Genomic DNA, 15,971 nt, shown 5'->3' with positions numbered 1-15,971 from the left:
CGCTCGGACCCGATCTCGACATGACAATGGAGCCCTGGAGCTACGGAAATCGCCTCTATCGGCCCGCCTGGTACGAAAAAGATGAGGCAAGCATCTCGACGCTCGAAATCGGACCCTATCGCCATGCGAGCGGCCATCTCTACCGCAAGTTCCAGCATAGCTGGCCCTTGTTCCGCCGCCATATCACGCTGACCGCGCGAATGATGGTGCTGAGGCGCCAGTTGCGGCGCGATGAAATGGACGAGTCCGATCAGCTTGCCGCAGCAACGGCCGAGCGCGCCAATCTCGCCTATTTCACTCGCGGTTTCTGGCCGGAGAAGGCGGCACCGGATGCGAAAAGCGATCTCTATCACGCCTCGATTGATCTCAAGCAATTTTATCCGGAGCTGAAGACCGAAGCAGTTGTCGCGGGGCTCGCCGAAGCCGGCGCGATGGGCGATCCACGCATTTTGGAGCTTGTCAACGGCATGTTGAATTTCCAGATCGACATGGCGGGAATGCCCGATACCGCGCTCGAACATGTCGAGCCGCCTTTTCTTAAGAGCGGCATCAAAGGCATTCCGACAGGACTTTTTGTAGCGGGATTTCTCGCCAATGCCGCGATGCTTCCCGTCGACAAGATCGTCGCGAAGAAGGTCGACGAGCAGCGGAATATCGCGCATTTCCGTTTCGTCGACGATCATACGGTCATCGCCTATGATTTTGAGACACTGTGCGACTGGATCGCTTGGTATGAACAATTGCTGATCGACCAGGATATCGGCGCCAAGATTAATCCCGACAAATATGATCCGCCGAGCTTGGCCGAGTGGATAAAGCTCATCAAGATGGGTAGGCCATTTTCGGATCTTCGCGCGAAGAAGCCCGACCTCTACGGCGCAGCGGTCCGTGATACACGGCTCGACGGGAAAAACCCGACCAAGCTCATGACCAAGACATTGGCGCAAGTCTCGGCGATTGCCGCGGCCGACATCCATATCCTCGACGATGATGATCTCGGCGAGCGTTTGAAGATGCTTGAATGGCTGCTGCTTGCCGACATTCCCGAGCGCGAAATTCGCCCCGATACGCGGGCGGCCTTTGCCGCCGGGCAGATTGCATCGCTCGTGCCCGTCCTCGTCCAGGAAGCCGACGGCCTTGTCGACGCAGAGCGCGCGCTCGCGGTCTGTCGCCTGCGTCAACCAGACGCCGAGCGGGCGACCGAGGCCGACTGGACGCAGTATAAGGAAAAGCTTGCTAGGCTCATCGAAGAGCGCAAAATATGCCTCGAGCGACATGACGAGGCAGAGCTCGCACTCCTCAATCGCTGCTTCGCGCTTCTCCTCCAGTCGCTTCGCGAGCATCCGGGTAAAGCCCGGCTTTTCTATCGCATTCACCAATATTGCCGCATGACAGGGCATCGCGGGCTTGACGCGATTATCGAATGGTTGAAGGAAAGCCGCACCGCCGGGCACGATGTCTGGGCCGATTATTATATCGCACTTTCGCTCCAGATTATGGCGAGCGGCATATTGGTGACAATGCGCCGGATCGAGGCACCCGATGCACTCCGGTCGGACACCAAAGCGGCCATCAGCCATCTCGAGGATATCGCGACGCTCGGCGCGAAAGACTTCCACGTGCATCCTTCGCGCGAGACTTGGTATCATGCCGCCGGCCGCCGCGAATTTGGAGTGGCCCTGATCCATGCCGCCGAGATGCTTGCGCCGCGGACCGAATATGCAGCCCTCGCACGGCGGCTGGCGGAGCTTTCGCAGAGCTATACTCGTGTCTTGCCGGGCGCGTCTGCCGATGTCTGGCTGGCCGAGACGGGCCAGACATCGGGCGTATGGGCGCATCTCGCCGAGAACAACTTAGGGCGCGACGAAGGCCCTTCAGCCGCCTGGCAGGCGCTCGCCCCTCATTTTGCCTTCGATCACCGATCCGATATACAAGCCGCGCGGCGATATCCCGAATGGCTTCCCGCTGCCGGATGGCAGCAACTGCTCGCGGCACGCGAGCCGTTGCCCGAGAATGACTCGGCCTGGCTCAGCGAAGTGATCGGCGACGACGTGGATAAGCGCGCTGCAGCCCAAGCGACCGGCAAGAACGCCTTCACCCGGGCTGCGCGTTCACTTGAGCCGGCGCCGAAGAACTGGATGACGATCACCGAATGGACAAGGAGCGTCCACGCTTGCAATCCCTTCGATCCGCGCCGTGGCGAATGGACCGCGCTGGAAATCACCGCGCAGCTACTCGAAGAGGCAACATCGGCGGATGGCGAAGAGGCGATGCTCGACCGGCTCCATCCCAATAATGTGCTGCTTCCGCGGCAATGGGTCACGGATTTCCCCTGTTGTCGCGAGAGTACCGATCTCAGCTGGGAGACTTGGCGGCATTTCGCTCAGAATACCGACAATACGCATGCAAAACATCGCGCGAGGCTGCGCGAGCCATCTACCTCGCTCGCCGACTACCGCTATACGATCGAAAGCAAGGCGGGCATGCCGATCCCAGACGCCGAGCGACGGCTAGTGTCGGTAGGGCGCCTCCTTTTAGGACTCCTACGTAACGATCATGCAGCGCCGCGAATCTGGAATCTGCGCGGCAACGAACTCATATTCCAGCTGCCCCGCGCGCGATGGTTCGAAACGCTTGCCATATCGTCGCCGACGACACTCATCCTCGCCGGCTGTCTCGGCGCCCGCCCGGCCGAAACTCGTGCGATTGCCCGCCAGCCCAGCCTGTTTGGCTGGCGTGACGGCGTAAGTCCCAATGATGCAACCTTCGATCCGCCGCTTTTCTTCGGATCGACCGACCTTCTCGAGGAAATCCGGCACGCGCAAAAAATCCTTGAAGACAATCAGCTCGCGGTCGCACGGAATCAGCCGCGTCAGCTCATTCCCTTCCGCCTCAGCGATTTTGCCGCAGGGATGGAAGGCACGAACGCAAATGATGGCGAAGGAGGCAGCGATGCTGAATGACCGGTTCCATATCGGGGTCATTCAAACCTCGCTTCATGCCAGTGCGGCCTGGGTCGACGACAAGTCGGGAAATTGGCAGCAATGCGTCCAGATGTCCGAAATCGAGGAGCGGCGCGCGAAGAGGGAAATCCGGCATTTCCTTGCCTCCCTGCGTGGGGTCGACCGCTTGCCCGATGTCATTCTGCTGCCTGAGCTTTCGGTGCCACTCGGCTTCGAGCCGAAGCTAAAAAAGGCTGCGGAAAAGCTCGAAGCGATCATCATCGCGGGGCTCGACTATCGCATCCAGACCGGCGAATCCCGACCGACAGTTTCAAACGAGGCGGTCGTGATCGTGCCGAGGCGGCTGCGCGGACGCCAGATTGCGCGGAACACCGAAGTGCGCCGGGTTGGCAAGACCTACCCGGCACCTGCCGAAAAGACAAAGCTCCAGCTTATCACGGGGGCGAGTGTCGCTTTCCTCGCGCATCCAACGGTGTGGATTTTCGAGAGTGCCGAGCTCGGAAAATTCGCGGTCGCGATCTGCTATGATTTCATGGATCTCGACAGGATCGTCATGTACCGCAACAAGATCCAGACCTTGTTCATTCTCGCCTATAACCGGGATACGACGTCATTCGATCATCTCGCCGAAGCCTTGTCGCGTATGCTTTTTTGCAATGTCGTCGTGTGCAATTGCGGCCAGTTCGGCGGGTCGCTCGCGGTCAGTCCGTTTCGAGAGCCTTTTCGGCGCTCGATCTACCGGCACAGCGGCCAATGCTTACCACACGCGCAGCTTATCGAACTGCCGCTGGCAGCGCTCGCGGCGCATCAGCAGGGCATAGAGGGCAAGGATTTCAAGAGCCTGCCGCCGGGGTTCGAAGAGGTCCAGCCGCTCGCGGCTATAACCGAAGCATTGTGAGCGCCGCGCAGCATTGCGCTCGCGCGCAAACGCCGAGCACGCTGGAACGTATGAGGATCCCGGCGCCAGGGTTCCCGCCTCCTCGCCCACAGGTACACGGAGCGGGCACGCCCCCGCCGTTCATGCGTGGGCTGTTTACGCCAAGATCGACCGCCCCCACCCGCTCGCGCCCGAGCCGGCCAGGCCCGGCTCAACCACGTCGCAGCCAACTGTCCTCAGTCCGTCTACGCTGCGCCGGCGAGCCGGCGGAATGCGAATGAACGGCCGACGATGTTTATCTTCTACGACATCGAGACGACGGGCATCGATATCGTCCATGACCAAATCCTTCAATTTGGCGCGATCCTTACCGACGAGGATCTTGTCGAGGTCGACCGGTTCGAGATCCGCTGCCAGCTCCTTCCATGGATTGTTCCCTCGCCGGACGCGCTTATCGTGACCGCGACGCCGGTCGGCCGTCTCGAAGATGCCTCGCTCCCAGATTTCTACGCGATGATGCAAAAAATCGCCGAGCGGCTTGCCGCTTGGGGTCCGGCAACTTTTATCGGCTATAATTCGATGCGCTTCGACGAGCCTTTCCTGCAGCGCGCTTTTTGGCAGGCGCTTCTCCCGCCCTATCTGACGGTGACCGGCGGCAACGCCCGCCTCGATCTCCTGCCGCTGATCCGTGCCGCCGCCTGTTTCCGGCCCGGCCTTCTCAATATTCCATTCGGCGAGAAGGGCGCACCGAGCTTCCGGCTCGACGGCCTCGCGCCTGCAAATGGTTTCAACGCCCATCGCGCACACGATGCGATGGGCGACGTCGAGGCAACGCTCTTTCTTGCCCGGAAGATCGCGCAAGGGTTTCCCGAACTCTGGGGTCCGCTGTCGATGCGTGCGCCGAAGGCCGAGCTGACCGCGCTGCTTGGCTCGGGAGCACCGGTGTTTCTATTTCGGCATGGCGGCACGCCGCCGGTCACCTGCTATCATCGGATCGACAAGGGCTATGGGCGCGGATCGCATGCGGTGCTGGCCCAACTCGGCTATGACTGGACGAGCGCGAAAGCGAAGATCGATTCTTTCAAACCGGGCGAATCCGCTGCCTTGCGCAAGGCGCTGCACCGCATCGCGCTCAACAAGGCGCCGCTTCTATTCACGCTCAGCGAGGCCGAAGCGATCGCCGGCCTTACGCCCGAGGCTGCTGAGCTCGCGCAAGCCGAATTTCTCGCTGGAGACAGCGACTATTGCCTGCGGCTTACGGAGATGGTCGCGCCTTTCGCACGACCCGAGCCGATCGCTGGCGCACAGGTCGAGGAGACGATTTTCGACGGTTTCGCAAGCGCCCAGGACGAGCAGCTGATGGCGGAATTCCAGCTCGCCGATCCGCCCGAGCAGCTGATGATCGCCCGCGCCTTTTCAGATCCGCGTTTTCGCCATCTCGCCATACGCGTTCTCTATGTCCGCGCGCAAAATCTTCTGGGAGAACGCGAGCTGGAGCAGATGCGGTTAGGGATCCGGCGACGCCTCGACGGCGACGAGGCCGGGGGGCATCGCTGGCGGTCGATTTCGGATGCGATTGCGGAACTTGAAGCTAATTCCGAGCGAACTCCAACAGTTGAAGAATTGGAAATTATGACTTGGCTCATCAATCGATGATCACCGGTCAATTAAAGCGGCGCAAGCAGACGTACTGATTTGGTAGCTGATCATGAAGTTAAACTATGCAGGTATGTTCTGCAGCTAAGAGGCACTCGTCCTATCCTCATCCGTTAGCCGTTCGTTGTGGTAAGTTCCGACGTTTACATTGGTGCAAAGCGATTGCACGCGAGCACCTTCGTTGACAAAGCACGAGCTTTAGGAGGTTGGCCGAGCTCGTTGACGACGCCAAGTCGCCCAATTGACCGATTCGCTCGACTTGATTTCGAGTGAGCCAGGGAAACCACGGTCCATAAACAGAACTAAGTTTGTGGAACTATGGCGTGCGCTCGGGACGAGCAAGCCATCAAACTCCAAGAAGTGAGCAGCAGCAGCCAATGCTTGTGTGGCGCTATAATCGAACGACTCGTATTTCGATGCGTCGACCCCGAGCGTGGTGAGGCTGGCGACATCGGCAAACTGCAAGGTGCGTTCGCTTTGGGCGGCCAGCTCGTGGATTTCATGCTGCAGGCGACTGGGCCAGACCGGTTCCAGCGAGAGCCTGTATCCGATTTCCGCCAGCGCACCGTCACGCTCTAGGCTCGTATAGAGCACCTCTACCGTGCCTCCCGGGCTCCAACGGCCATTCGCCGCTGATCCTCGGGTCGCCTCACGACCCGTTCTCGTGATGCGCCAGACCGTCCCTTCGAACGGTACCGGATCCATCGCATCCAACGCATCGAGGATGGCCCGATCGTGAACCCGTCCAGAGGTAGCCATGATCAGGTGTAGGATCCCTCGTTCAGGCTCTCGATAACAGTAAGCACCTCATCGGCTCGCCCCGAATGGATCAGATCGATCGCGCGCTCACCGTTGAGCAGGCGATGCTTAGAATAGAGCCAAACGCGCGTTTCCTCAGGATCATACAGTTCAGCCAGCCGATCGACGACATAACGAAGATCGGAGATGAGAAGCTGGGTCTTCGGATGCGGAAACGATGCACCAGAAGTCCACCGTGACACGGTGGCCGGTGACACCGCCGCGATATTGGCAACGTCGCTGCCCTTTAGGCCTCCGCGCTGCCTAAGATCGTCGATCAGATTCGCTACTGCACTTGCCATGATTACCGTCCCAGGACTGCGCTGACAGCCCTCGTGCCGCCCCTGAAATTGGGCGCACGTGAGCGCGTCTCGCCAGCCCCCTTTGCATCGAGGTCCGCCAGCGCGTCACGAAGACGTACCATCCGAACTTTGGCCTGCCCTACAGCGGCTAGAACCTTGTCGTCCACGATCTTGAGCTTGGCAGCGTGACGCGCCGTGCGAATTGCAGGATCGAGGTGACGAAGGAGGAAGTGGCTTGCTCGCCGATCTTCCGGCACCCCGGATAGATCATCGAGCTGACGATGACGCTGCGTGACAAAGTGAGCATGTCCATTCTCAATCATGTCCTCGCCGCCATGCGTGCAGCAGCTCGTATCCGCACAACTAAACCGTGAACGTCCGCCTTTTGCCTCGAAAATGGCCTGCAATTGATCCTCCTTGAAATAGCGATCGAGCTCCTGAACATAGGCCCGCGCCGCAGCACCGCCTCCGCCGGTAGGAGGCTTGCGCCAATCGGCGGCCTTGAAGCTTTCCTTCTGTCCAACGCCATGGCTGATGCCTGCCACCGCGCCGAAGGCGGCGGCTCCGAGCGCCGCAAACCCTCCCGCCATGTCAGCGATAAGGGGCCGGCCGATGCCGTGGAGGGCCCGAACGGACTCGATGAAGTGGCGCGTTCCAGCACCCGTCGCAGTGGCGCCAAACCCGGACGCCCGGAGCCATACGTTCTCGACGGGCATCGCCTCGATATCGGCGACGAATGCGGCCCTAACTGCCGCATCCTTCAACAGCGCCGAGGTTGTGATAAGCTGATAGTCGACGGCGATATCCGAGCCCCCGCAACGATCAAGCTCATATCGCAGCGCTTCGCACATGCGCAGGTCAGTCGTCCGCCACGCATCGTTCACATTCTCGACGAGATGCGTCGGAGCGAGGATGGCATGGACGCCAGCATTTACAGCGAACTCGGCAATCGCCTTGGCCGCGTCATGATTGCGGCGTCGATCAAAGTCCGACGGCTCCCATGGCCGATCCAGGTTTGCCCAAGCCAGCTTCTGGATTGCAGATGATCCAAATCGGCCGAGGGTCGCCATCTCGGCGAAATTCGGATCCAGAACGATCTCGCAACCGCTCGCTTTGAGCGTCTTGGCCAGTTCTAGCTGTTCGGCAAGATGCGCGGCGTCGAAAACAACCCGCCGATATGGCAGCCGACCCGCAGCATGCAGATCCGCCAGCTTTCTATGACCAGTGTGTCCGACGCGGAGGTAGCCCGCGATCGTGGGTGTCGTTGGGCGAAGGACGTGTAGCGTAGCTGCCATGACGGTTCTCCGGGCCTAGCTGGCCACAAGGCAGTATCTAACATTTTCATTTCACAAAATCAATATGTGAAATAGAAATATAAATCCATGTTTTTGGACGGAGCCTCAGGCAAAGATGCCCCCTGCCTTTGCCCAACTCGATGGGTAAGAATCGGCGCGAAGCTGCCACCTGACCGGAGTGGCCGGTGAGCTAACAGGCTGATTATGCTGAACCTGCGAAGTTTCTGTATTAAGATCGTCGGAGTGGAATCACCGGAAACGAGATTTCGTGGACTGAAAGCGTATGGCGTATGGACCTAAAAGTCCCCTATTCCGAGAAAGATGAAGCCAAACGACTTGGCGCGCGGTGGAGTCCGGAGCGTCGATGCTGGTATATTCCCGAGGGGCTCAGCCTCACCCCGTTTTCGCGCTGGTGGAAAACCACCGAGAAAACCTTCGATCTGGATATCCGCGCCGGCGAGGCCTACCTGGTTACCGTGCCCGAGCATTGCTGGCGATGCAAGGCTTCCATCACCGTCATCGGCTTTCTGCTTGCCCCCGGCTTCGAGGTGCAGGATTCATGGGAGAGCGGCCCAGAGGAGGTGATCGGTTATTGGACCCAGTATGACGATTGGAGCTTCGCGCATTACATCAGGGCGCTTTCGCCGGAGATTGCCCGGATTGCGACGTTCCGATCACCGACCTACCGACAGGTCTACAGCAAGGCTGTGGAATGCCGCTATTGGGCAAATCACTGTCCATCGTGCGGTGTTCGTCAAGGTGACTTCAATCTGTTTTGCAAGCCTGGCGGCGCCTTCATGCCCACGACCGAGTACGAGGCTCGACGCAGTCGAGCTGCGGTTCTCGGCCCCTATTTCGAAGCGACGGGCGATTTCTCGCTGGGCATCGACGTGGCAACGGCCATCCCCGGCGTCGGCGATCTCGGCCATCCGATAACTGTGCCGGTCGAGCGTGTTGCGAGACCCGTCGCTCCTCAGCCTTTCCCGAAGCGCCAATCCTTCTGGTCACGATTGGCGTCGCGGTTCAGGGATTAGCCAGTTCCCCCTGTTTAGCGGCCTGCTTTCAACTCGCGATTGCTACCTCGAGCACGTCGTGCCGTGCTGAATTACACAATTACCGAGACGAGATGCTCGCCGTCATGATCGAAGCGTACCAGTTCACGATGGCCGTCAGGATATTCCTTGATGACGACATCCCCCGGCGTGTTGGGTTCGCTATAGTAGATGGGAAAACCCGCAGCCAAATGCTCGCGGGCGGCGGCGCCATCATCCTCCTGTAGCGCGGCTTCGATTTCCGACCAAAGATCGACCTCGGGAACTACTGGATTGCTCGGCGACGCGGTCATGGGTCAAGCATAGGCGAAGGGAGTCTTCCTAACCAGCCAGGTGCGGACCCAGACACCAGTTGCAATGCCGGCGCCACAATCATGCCGCCGGCTCGAGCCCTTCGTTATGGACATCCTCCGCCGCTCCGGGGAAATGGGCCAGCGATACCCTCTGTCGACCCGCGTTTCGGTAATCGGCCTCGGGCCGCTCACGCGATGGCTTGCAGCCCCTTTGCCCGAACAAGGTTGAGCAGCTTGAGCGACGGGCCATCCGGCTTCTTCTCGCCGCGCTCCCATTTGCTCACCGCATCTTTCCGTACGTTGAGATAGTGCGCGAACACGGGCTGGGACACATGCTCGCGTTCCCGCAGAAAGCGGATCTCGGCGGGCGACAGCGGCTCGACGGGCGTCAGGCAAAGCGCATCGAATTCGCGCATCGTCGATTTGTCCACGAGTCCGAGCTTGTGGAGGTCGGCAGCCGCCTCATGCACCGACGCCAGGATCGGGCTGGCGGCTGGCTTACTCTTCGTCTTCGCGACCATCTTCCATCACCTCTATCAGCGCGCCTCCGTTGACGGCGGCGCTAATTTCGTCGGCGGAGTAGCCCAGATAGAGCACCGCCAGTTGCTTCAGCGCTTTCAGTTCCTTCGCGCTGATGTTGGCCTTCTCATTCTTGGCAAAGCCATGGGCAAAGAAGCTGTGCCCACCGACCTTGAACAGAATGATCGTCCGATACCCGCCAGACTTCCCGCCACCCGCTCGCGCAACGCGCTGCTTGAACACGCCGCTGCCGAGATCGGCATCAGCCTGGCCAGATGCCACCGCGGAGGCCGCTTCGATCAGCGCCTCGTCGGCCAGACCCGACTTGCGGGCAAAGCGCGCGAAGCTCTTGGTCAGGAAGACCGACATTCAATGCTCCATACCTATAGCTCTCAGAGCTACATATTTCAAGTGCGGACGCCACACCGCTACGCCGCCGCCATGTCCCGGGGTCGGACCGCTGTGGCGCGGGGAAGGCCCTGCGTCGAGCGCCTACACATCCCGCTGTTCTCCCGGATCGCAGGAGCCGAGGCATCATGCCGCGAGTTCAAACGCCTCGTCAGGGGTATGATCTGCCGTTCCCAGGAAATGGGCCAGCGATGCCTTCCGCGACGCTCGATCGAGCGCATATGATATGTGCTTGAGCTTGAGCCCGTCGAGCAGACCCTGAATATAACCGGCGACATTGTCCGCCGCCATAACGAGCGCCGTATCGATGGTATGAATGTACCGGCTCGTCATCGTCCCGCGCGAATGCCCGACGAGCGCGGCAATCGTCGCTTCGGTGAAGCCGAGATCGTTGGCGATGCTGGCAAAGCTGTGTCGCAGCACATGTGGGGTGATGTCGGCCAGGCTGGTCTCGCCGAATATCTTCGACCAATGCCCGGGCAGCGCTCCGAACGGCGTATCGTCGGACCAGCCTGGGAAAGCATAACCCTCGGCACCTTCCGCGTAGCGGGCTTCGAGATGTTCCAGGGCAGCCAGTCCGATGGGGCGCACGGACGCTCCTTCCTTGCTGTCTGTCAGACGCAGACAGCTTCCCTCCCGATCGACCTCCTCCCAGCTCAGCTTGATGATCTCGCTGCGGCGGCAACCGGTCAGCGCGAGGAGCCGGATCATCTCGGCCGCCGTTGCGTATGCCCCATCCGCGACCGCGCCGCGGAGGATGTCGCCGAGCAGGCGATACTCCTCCTCGCTTAGCCGCCGCTTGCTGGCATTGTCCTTCGGCCGGCGGATTCCATGCGTGGGATTCTGGTCGAGAACCCCGAGTTCGATGGCGTAGGTCAGAATTCCTCCGAGAAGGCCAATCGTGCGCGTTGCCGTACCCGCACCTCCCTTCACGATCGCCCGCCCGCGCAATTTTCTCCGTTTTGACATCGGCCTTCGTCTTGCCGGCCATGATGTCCCTCAAGGCTTGGCTGATATCAGCCTTGGTCAGATCCTTGACCTTTCGGTTGCCGAGCAGGGGGACGATGTGCCGATTGATCCGGCCGCGATCGGTGACGTCGTGCTCGCCTTCTTTGGCCGATCACCTTTCCCGAGAATGAGTCCGCGATCGAGATCCTCCAGATAGCGTTCGCACAGTTCCGCCACGGACATCGCCTGACGATCGAGGTGACGGTCCTCGGCGGGATTGCCGCCTCGCGCCACTCGCCCCAGCAGATCCTTGGCTTCCCGCCGGGCAGCTTCTGGAGTCCAGATTCCGTGCAGGCCGATCGTATAGCGGCGGGAGCGGCCCGCCGCCCGGTACTGGATGACGTAGCTCCGCTTGCCGGAAGCAAAGACACGCAGCCCAAAGCCGGGCAGACCATCATCCCAGATGATATAGTCCACTTCCTGGCTTTGGGCCGCGTCGACGGTTCGTTTTGTAAGCTTGACCAACTGCAATCACCTTTCTGGCAACACCTCGCGTAAGCGTGTAGGAAGCGCTTGAGCGATGGCCAGATCGTAGCACCGGCTGCGAAACGTCAAGAATTATCTTTTCGATTCAATGCCATATCGTAGTTCCGGATACTTTCGGATATATATGGGTATGGTCCCTGTACTTGCTCCGAAGGCAGAGGCCACAGGTTCGAATCCTGTCGAGTGCGCCATTTTTTTAAAAGAAAATCAACGAGATAAGAAATCGCTCACTTCATGAAACAGCGATTTCCGCCGCCGACAAATCATTAACAAAATCTGGCTGCGACGAATCAAAGCGGCTTTATCCATTTCGAGAATGGCGAGCCTCGAATGATAGCCGAATCGGATGGGCTGACGTGACCCCCTGATTTTCCTCCAAGTGCGATTAGAGTCCGGCCCGATGTGAGCCGCTACCCATTCTTGGACCACCCAACTGGGCGCCATCCAGTTCCTGCCGGCGAGGGCGGGCAGTGTGCCGCTGACCGGTTCACCAACGATATCAGCGGCTTATTGCCGATCGCGCTGCGTGGTCGCGCCTCGTTATAATCTCTACGCCAAGTCTCGCATTTTCCGACCGCGCCGTCGAGGCTCATGAACCAGTGCTGGTTCAGGCATTCCGCCCGGAACTTGCCATTGAAGCTTTCGATGAACGCGTTGTCGGTGGGCGTGCCGGGCCGCGAGAAGTCCAGCACGACGCCTTTCATAGGTCACCGACGTCGATGAACTGCCCTAACCTCCGCGTCGGACGAGATCACGTTTCCACCACGACTCGTTTAAATCCTCCAAATCCCGGTTGGTGACATCACCAACCGTCGAATGCTGTGAGGATTAACTGCCAAACCGGAATTAGGACGCAAACGGAAGATTGATAAATAATGCAGCAAATTCAACTGGAAATGGTGGAGTCGAGGGGATTGGTGCCGGCTGCAGGAATCGAACCCGCGACATCGAGTTTACAAAACTCGCGCTCTACCAACTGAGCTAAGCCGGCGCTCGCCGCCCAATAATCGCAGTCGCGCTCAACGCCAAGCGCTCGTTCCACCGACGCAAAAAACGTGTGCTCAAATTGTACCCTTGAAAGGAAACCCGGAACTAACTAGGCTTCGGAAATGGCGGTTTTCTGCCACTTTCATCGCCCTGAGATAGCGGTTGCCATTTTGTTTTGTAATCAGGGGGCCGCGGGTTCGATCCCTGCAACCGGCACCATCCTTTCGTCCCGTCCCCGCCCGCGCGCAGGCAACCCGGCGCGCGTCACGGGCGTTGGACAGGATCAATGATCCGCGTCGCCAGCTACAACATGCGCAAAGGCATCGGCACCGACCGGCGCCGCAATCCAGATCGCACGCTGGAGGTGCTGCGCGAAATCGACGCCGACGTGGTCGCCTTGCAGGAGGCGGATCGCCGCTTCGGCATGCGATCGGCGGTGATCCCGCCGCACCTGATCGACGAGCATAGCGCGTGGAAGCCGGTCGATTTCGGCACCCGCGCCGCCTCGATGGGCTGGCACGGCAACGCATTGCTCGTGCCGAAGAGCGCCGAGGTGATCGATCGCGAGGTGATCCATCTACCCGCGCTGGAGCCGCGAGGCGCGGTGATGGCGGACCTCGCGATCAACGGGCAGACGATCCGCGTCGTCGGCATGCACCTCGACCTTTCCGGCCTGTGGCGGCGGCGGCAGGCGCACGCGATCCTCACCCATGTCGCCGCCAGCCTGCGCCAGCATCCCACCGTGATGATGGGCGATCTCAACGAATGGACGCGCGCGGCGGGCTGCCTCCAGGATTTCGACCGCGAGTTCTCCTTCGCCGATACCGGCCCGAGCTTCCACGCCCGGCGGCCGGTCGGGCGACTCGACCGGATCATGGTGTCGTCGGGACTGAAGGTGGTCGATTGCGGCGTCCACGCCTCCTATGCGGCGCGCAAGGCGAGCGACCATCTGCCGATCTGGGCGGACATCGCCGCCGCATGAGCACGCCCCGGCCCCCCCACGCGCGCGAAAAGGAATTGCGGCTGGCGCTGGTCTGCTACGGCGGGATCAGCCTCGCGGTCTATATGCACGGCATCACCAAGGAGGTGTGGCATCTCGCCCGCGCCAGCCGCGCGAGCCATGACGGCGAGCGGCCGGGCGGCACCGCCGGCGTCTATGCCGAACTGCTCGACGAGATGGCGCGGGACGGCGGGCTGCGCGTGCGGGTCCTGCCCGACATTCTCGCCGGGGCGAGCGCCGGGGGCATCAACGGCATCTTCCTGGCGCAGGCGATCTCCTCCGGCCAGTCGCTCGATCCGCTGACCGACATGTGGCTGGAGCGCGGCGACGTGGAGGCGCTGATCGACGCCGCCGCCGCCCCCGCCTCACGCTTCTCGAAGGCCTGGGCGCTGCCGCTGGCATGGATGGCGGCCGGGCGCAGCGCGGACAAGCTGGAGGCGCTGGACGAGAGCACGCGCGAGGAGGTGCGCAGCAAGCTCTCCCATTTCGTGCGCTCGCGCTGGTTCGAGCCGCCGTTCAGCGGCGCCGGCTTCACCGGGATGCTGCTCGACGCGTTCGATGCGATGGCCGCCGCGCCGTGCGGCCCGCGCCTGCTACCGCCGGGCCAGCCGCTGGACCTGTTCGTCACCGTCACCGACTTCACCGGCCATCCCGAGCGGCTGCGGCTCCATTCGCCGCCGGAGGTGGTGGAGACGGAGCATCGGCTGGTCTTCCCGTTCAGCGACTATGGCGAGGAGCGCGACACGCTGGCGCCGGCGGCCGAACTCGCCTTCGCGGCGCGCGCCACCTCCAGCTTCCCCGGCGCCTTCCCGCCCTTCACCGTCGCCGAGCTTGACGGGGTGCTGAGGGATCGCGGGGTGGACTGGCCGACGCGCGACGCCTTCCTCTATCGCGTGCTGCCGCGTCAGGCGGCGGCCAATGCGGCGGACAAGGCGGTGCTGATCGACGGATCGGTGCTGGCCAACGCGCCGTTCCGCCCCGCGCTCGATGCCTTGCGCAAGCGGCCGGCGCGGCGGCAGATCGACCGACGCTTCGTCTATATCGACCCCTCGCCCGGCACGAAATTCCGCCTCTCCGGCGAGAGCGAGGGCGTGCCCGGCTTCTTCCAGACGATCCTTGGCGCGATCAGCGAATTGCCGCGCCAGCAGCCGATACGCGACAATCTGGAGGCGATCAACGGCCGCTCCGCCCGGATCGAGCGGATGCGCGGCATCCTCGCCGCCGTGCGCCCGGAGGTGGAGGCGAAGGTGGAGGCGCTGTTCGGCCGCACCCTGTTCCTCGATCGCCCGACCGCGACGCGCATGGCCGCGTGGCGGCGGCGCGCGCAGGTGGCGGCGGTGGAGCACGCCGGCTACAGCTATGCCGCCTACGCCCATCTCAAGCTCGTCGGCGTGATCGAGACGATCACCGCGCTGCTCCACGGCATCGGCGGCGAGCCGGGTCCGCAGCGCTGGCAACGCATCCGCCGCCGGATCGACGCCGCGCTGGTCGATCGCGGCTATGATGAAGCCGCGCCCAACGTATCGGGCAGCGCGGAGACGATCGACTTCCTGCGCACCTTCGATCTCGGCTTCCGCATCCGCCGATTGCGGCTGATGTCGCGCCGGCTGACCGAACTGGAGGCGGGCGTGGACGACGCGCTACTCCAGCCGATCCGCGACGCGATCTACGAATCGCTGTCCGCCTATCTCGATTGCCAGAACCCGCGATCGCACCGCATGCTGCGCGGCGAGGTGCGCGCGCTGAGCGGCGACGCCGGCCCGCTGCTCGACCGGCTGGCCGAATCGATGGACCTGAAGCGGCTCGACGCGGAAACCGACGAGCGGCTGGCGGAGGCGCTCGCCGGGCTGCCGCGCGGTCTGCGCCGCGCGCTGCTGCTGCGCTATCTCGGCTTTCCTTATTTCGACGTCGCCACCCTGCCGCTGCTACAGGGCGAGGGAATGGACGAATATGATCCGATCCAGGTCGATCGCATCGCGCCGGACGACGCGCGCACGATCCGCGGCGGCGGGGCGGAGGCGACGCTGAAAGGCATCCAGTTCAACAGCTTCGGCGCGTTCTTCAGCCGCGCCTATCGCGAGAACGACTATCTGTGGGGCCGCCTGCACGGCGCGGAGCGGATGATCGACATCGCCGTTTCCACCCTGCCCCGCGACGCGCGGCTGCGGCCGGGGCGCGTCGCGGAAATCAAGCGCGCCGCGTTCCACGCGATCCTCGACGAGGAAGCGCCGCGCCTCCACACCGCCATCGCGCTGATCGAGGAGTTGCGGCGCGAGATCGGCTGAGGCTGGAAAAACCGCGCGACCGCCGCTAGTTCCCTTTCGCGC

Annotated in this window: 14 protein-coding genes, 1 tRNA gene and 1 pseudogene; 6 read left to right on the top strand and 10 right to left on the bottom strand. The window is 61.9% G+C overall.

What is annotated here, in order from left to right:
* The first annotated feature begins 20 nt into the window (after positions 1 to 20).
* From F9288_RS15015 to F9288_RS15005, 3 genes are all read left to right on the top strand, one after another.
* The gene (locus F9288_RS15015; RefSeq protein WP_174837528.1) at positions 21 to 2,963 is read left to right on the top strand and encodes an RNA-directed DNA polymerase; all 2,943 of its coding nucleotides are present in this window, start codon (positions 21 to 23) and stop codon (positions 2,961 to 2,963) included.
* On the top strand, positions 2,953 to 3,861 hold the full coding sequence (locus F9288_RS15010; RefSeq protein ID WP_174837527.1) for a hypothetical protein: 909 nt from the start codon (positions 2,953 to 2,955) through the stop codon (positions 3,859 to 3,861). The genes F9288_RS15015 and F9288_RS15010 overlap by 11 nt, the downstream gene beginning before the upstream one ends.
* Before the next feature lie 270 nt (positions 3,862 to 4,131).
* Positions 4,132 to 5,496: an exonuclease domain-containing protein gene (locus tag F9288_RS15005; RefSeq protein ID WP_174837526.1), complete on the top strand. Its 1,365-nt coding sequence runs from the start codon at positions 4,132 to 4,134 to the stop codon at positions 5,494 to 5,496.
* 198 nt (positions 5,497 to 5,694) lie between these two features.
* Here F9288_RS15005 and F9288_RS15000 read toward each other — a convergent pair whose 3' ends face one another.
* The 3 genes from F9288_RS15000 to F9288_RS14990 are packed head-to-tail and all read right to left on the bottom strand — an operon-like array spanning position 5,695 to position 7,891.
* Entirely contained in the window at positions 5,695 to 6,255 is a 561-nt protein-coding gene (locus tag F9288_RS15000) for an RES family NAD+ phosphorylase (protein ID WP_174837525.1), read from the bottom strand.
* A gap of 2 nt (positions 6,256 to 6,257) precedes the next feature.
* Positions 6,258 to 6,596, bottom strand: a complete 339-nt coding sequence (locus F9288_RS14995; protein WP_174837524.1) for a hypothetical protein — start codon at positions 6,594 to 6,596, stop codon at positions 6,258 to 6,260.
* Between the two features lie 2 nt (positions 6,597 to 6,598).
* Entirely contained in the window at positions 6,599 to 7,891 is a 1,293-nt protein-coding gene (locus F9288_RS14990) for a hypothetical protein (protein ID WP_174837523.1), read from the bottom strand.
* Positions 7,892 to 8,181: 290 nt separating this feature from the next.
* Between F9288_RS14990 and F9288_RS14985 the strand changes: the two genes are divergently transcribed.
* Complete coding sequence (locus F9288_RS14985) at positions 8,182 to 8,925, top strand: DUF5710 domain-containing protein (protein ID WP_174837522.1); 744 nt, start codon at positions 8,182 to 8,184, stop codon at positions 8,923 to 8,925.
* A gap of 71 nt (positions 8,926 to 8,996) precedes the next feature.
* On the opposite strand, the gene F9288_RS14980 is transcribed toward F9288_RS14985, so the two are convergent.
* The 7 genes and pseudogenes from F9288_RS14980 to F9288_RS14955 all read right to left on the bottom strand — a co-directional run bounded on the left by F9288_RS14980 (position 8,997) and on the right by F9288_RS14955 (position 12,648).
* Positions 8,997 to 9,236 carry a hypothetical protein gene (locus F9288_RS14980; protein WP_174837521.1) on the bottom strand — a complete coding sequence of 80 codons (240 nt, stop codon included), beginning with the start codon at positions 9,234 to 9,236 and terminating at the stop codon, positions 8,997 to 8,999.
* Between the two features lie 188 nt (positions 9,237 to 9,424).
* Positions 9,425 to 9,757 (bottom strand): DNA-binding transcriptional regulator, encoded by a 333-nt coding sequence (locus F9288_RS14975; protein WP_174837520.1) that lies wholly within the window; start codon positions 9,755 to 9,757, stop codon positions 9,425 to 9,427.
* Positions 9,735 to 10,124 (bottom strand): type II toxin-antitoxin system RelE/ParE family toxin, encoded by a 390-nt coding sequence (locus F9288_RS14970; RefSeq protein ID WP_174837519.1) that lies wholly within the window; start codon positions 10,122 to 10,124, stop codon positions 9,735 to 9,737. The genes F9288_RS14975 and F9288_RS14970 overlap by 23 nt, the downstream gene beginning before the upstream one ends.
* Before the next feature lie 165 nt (positions 10,125 to 10,289).
* Positions 10,290 to 11,096, bottom strand: a complete 807-nt coding sequence (locus F9288_RS22205) for a site-specific integrase (protein WP_254620900.1) — start codon at positions 11,094 to 11,096, stop codon at positions 10,290 to 10,292.
* 93 nt (positions 11,097 to 11,189) lie between these two features.
* Complete coding sequence (locus tag F9288_RS22200; RefSeq protein WP_254620899.1) at positions 11,190 to 11,642, bottom strand: Arm DNA-binding domain-containing protein; 453 nt, start codon at positions 11,640 to 11,642, stop codon at positions 11,190 to 11,192.
* Between the two features lie 425 nt (positions 11,643 to 12,067).
* Positions 12,068 to 12,355, bottom strand: a pseudogene (locus F9288_RS14960) (transposase); the annotation flags it as partial.
* A 217-nt stretch (positions 12,356 to 12,572) separates the two neighbouring features.
* Positions 12,573 to 12,648: transfer RNA gene (locus F9288_RS14955), tRNA-Thr, on the bottom strand.
* Between the two features lie 282 nt (positions 12,649 to 12,930).
* Between F9288_RS14955 and F9288_RS14950 the strand changes: the two genes are divergently transcribed.
* Entirely contained in the window at positions 12,931 to 13,626 is a 696-nt protein-coding gene (locus F9288_RS14950; RefSeq protein WP_174837518.1) for an endonuclease/exonuclease/phosphatase family protein, read from the top strand.
* Entirely contained in the window at positions 13,623 to 15,929 is a 2,307-nt protein-coding gene (locus F9288_RS14945; protein ID WP_174837517.1) for a patatin-like protein, read from the top strand. Before F9288_RS14950 ends, F9288_RS14945 begins: the two co-directional genes overlap by 4 nt.
* Positions 15,930 to 15,971 lie beyond the last annotated feature (42 nt).

Source organism: Sphingomonas sp. CL5.1, from assembly GCF_013344685.1.
GTDB lineage: Bacteria > Pseudomonadota > Alphaproteobacteria > Sphingomonadales > Sphingomonadaceae > Sphingomonas.
The sequence above is the reverse complement of the archived record's forward strand: the minus strand, read 5'-3'. Positions and strand labels throughout refer to the sequence as shown.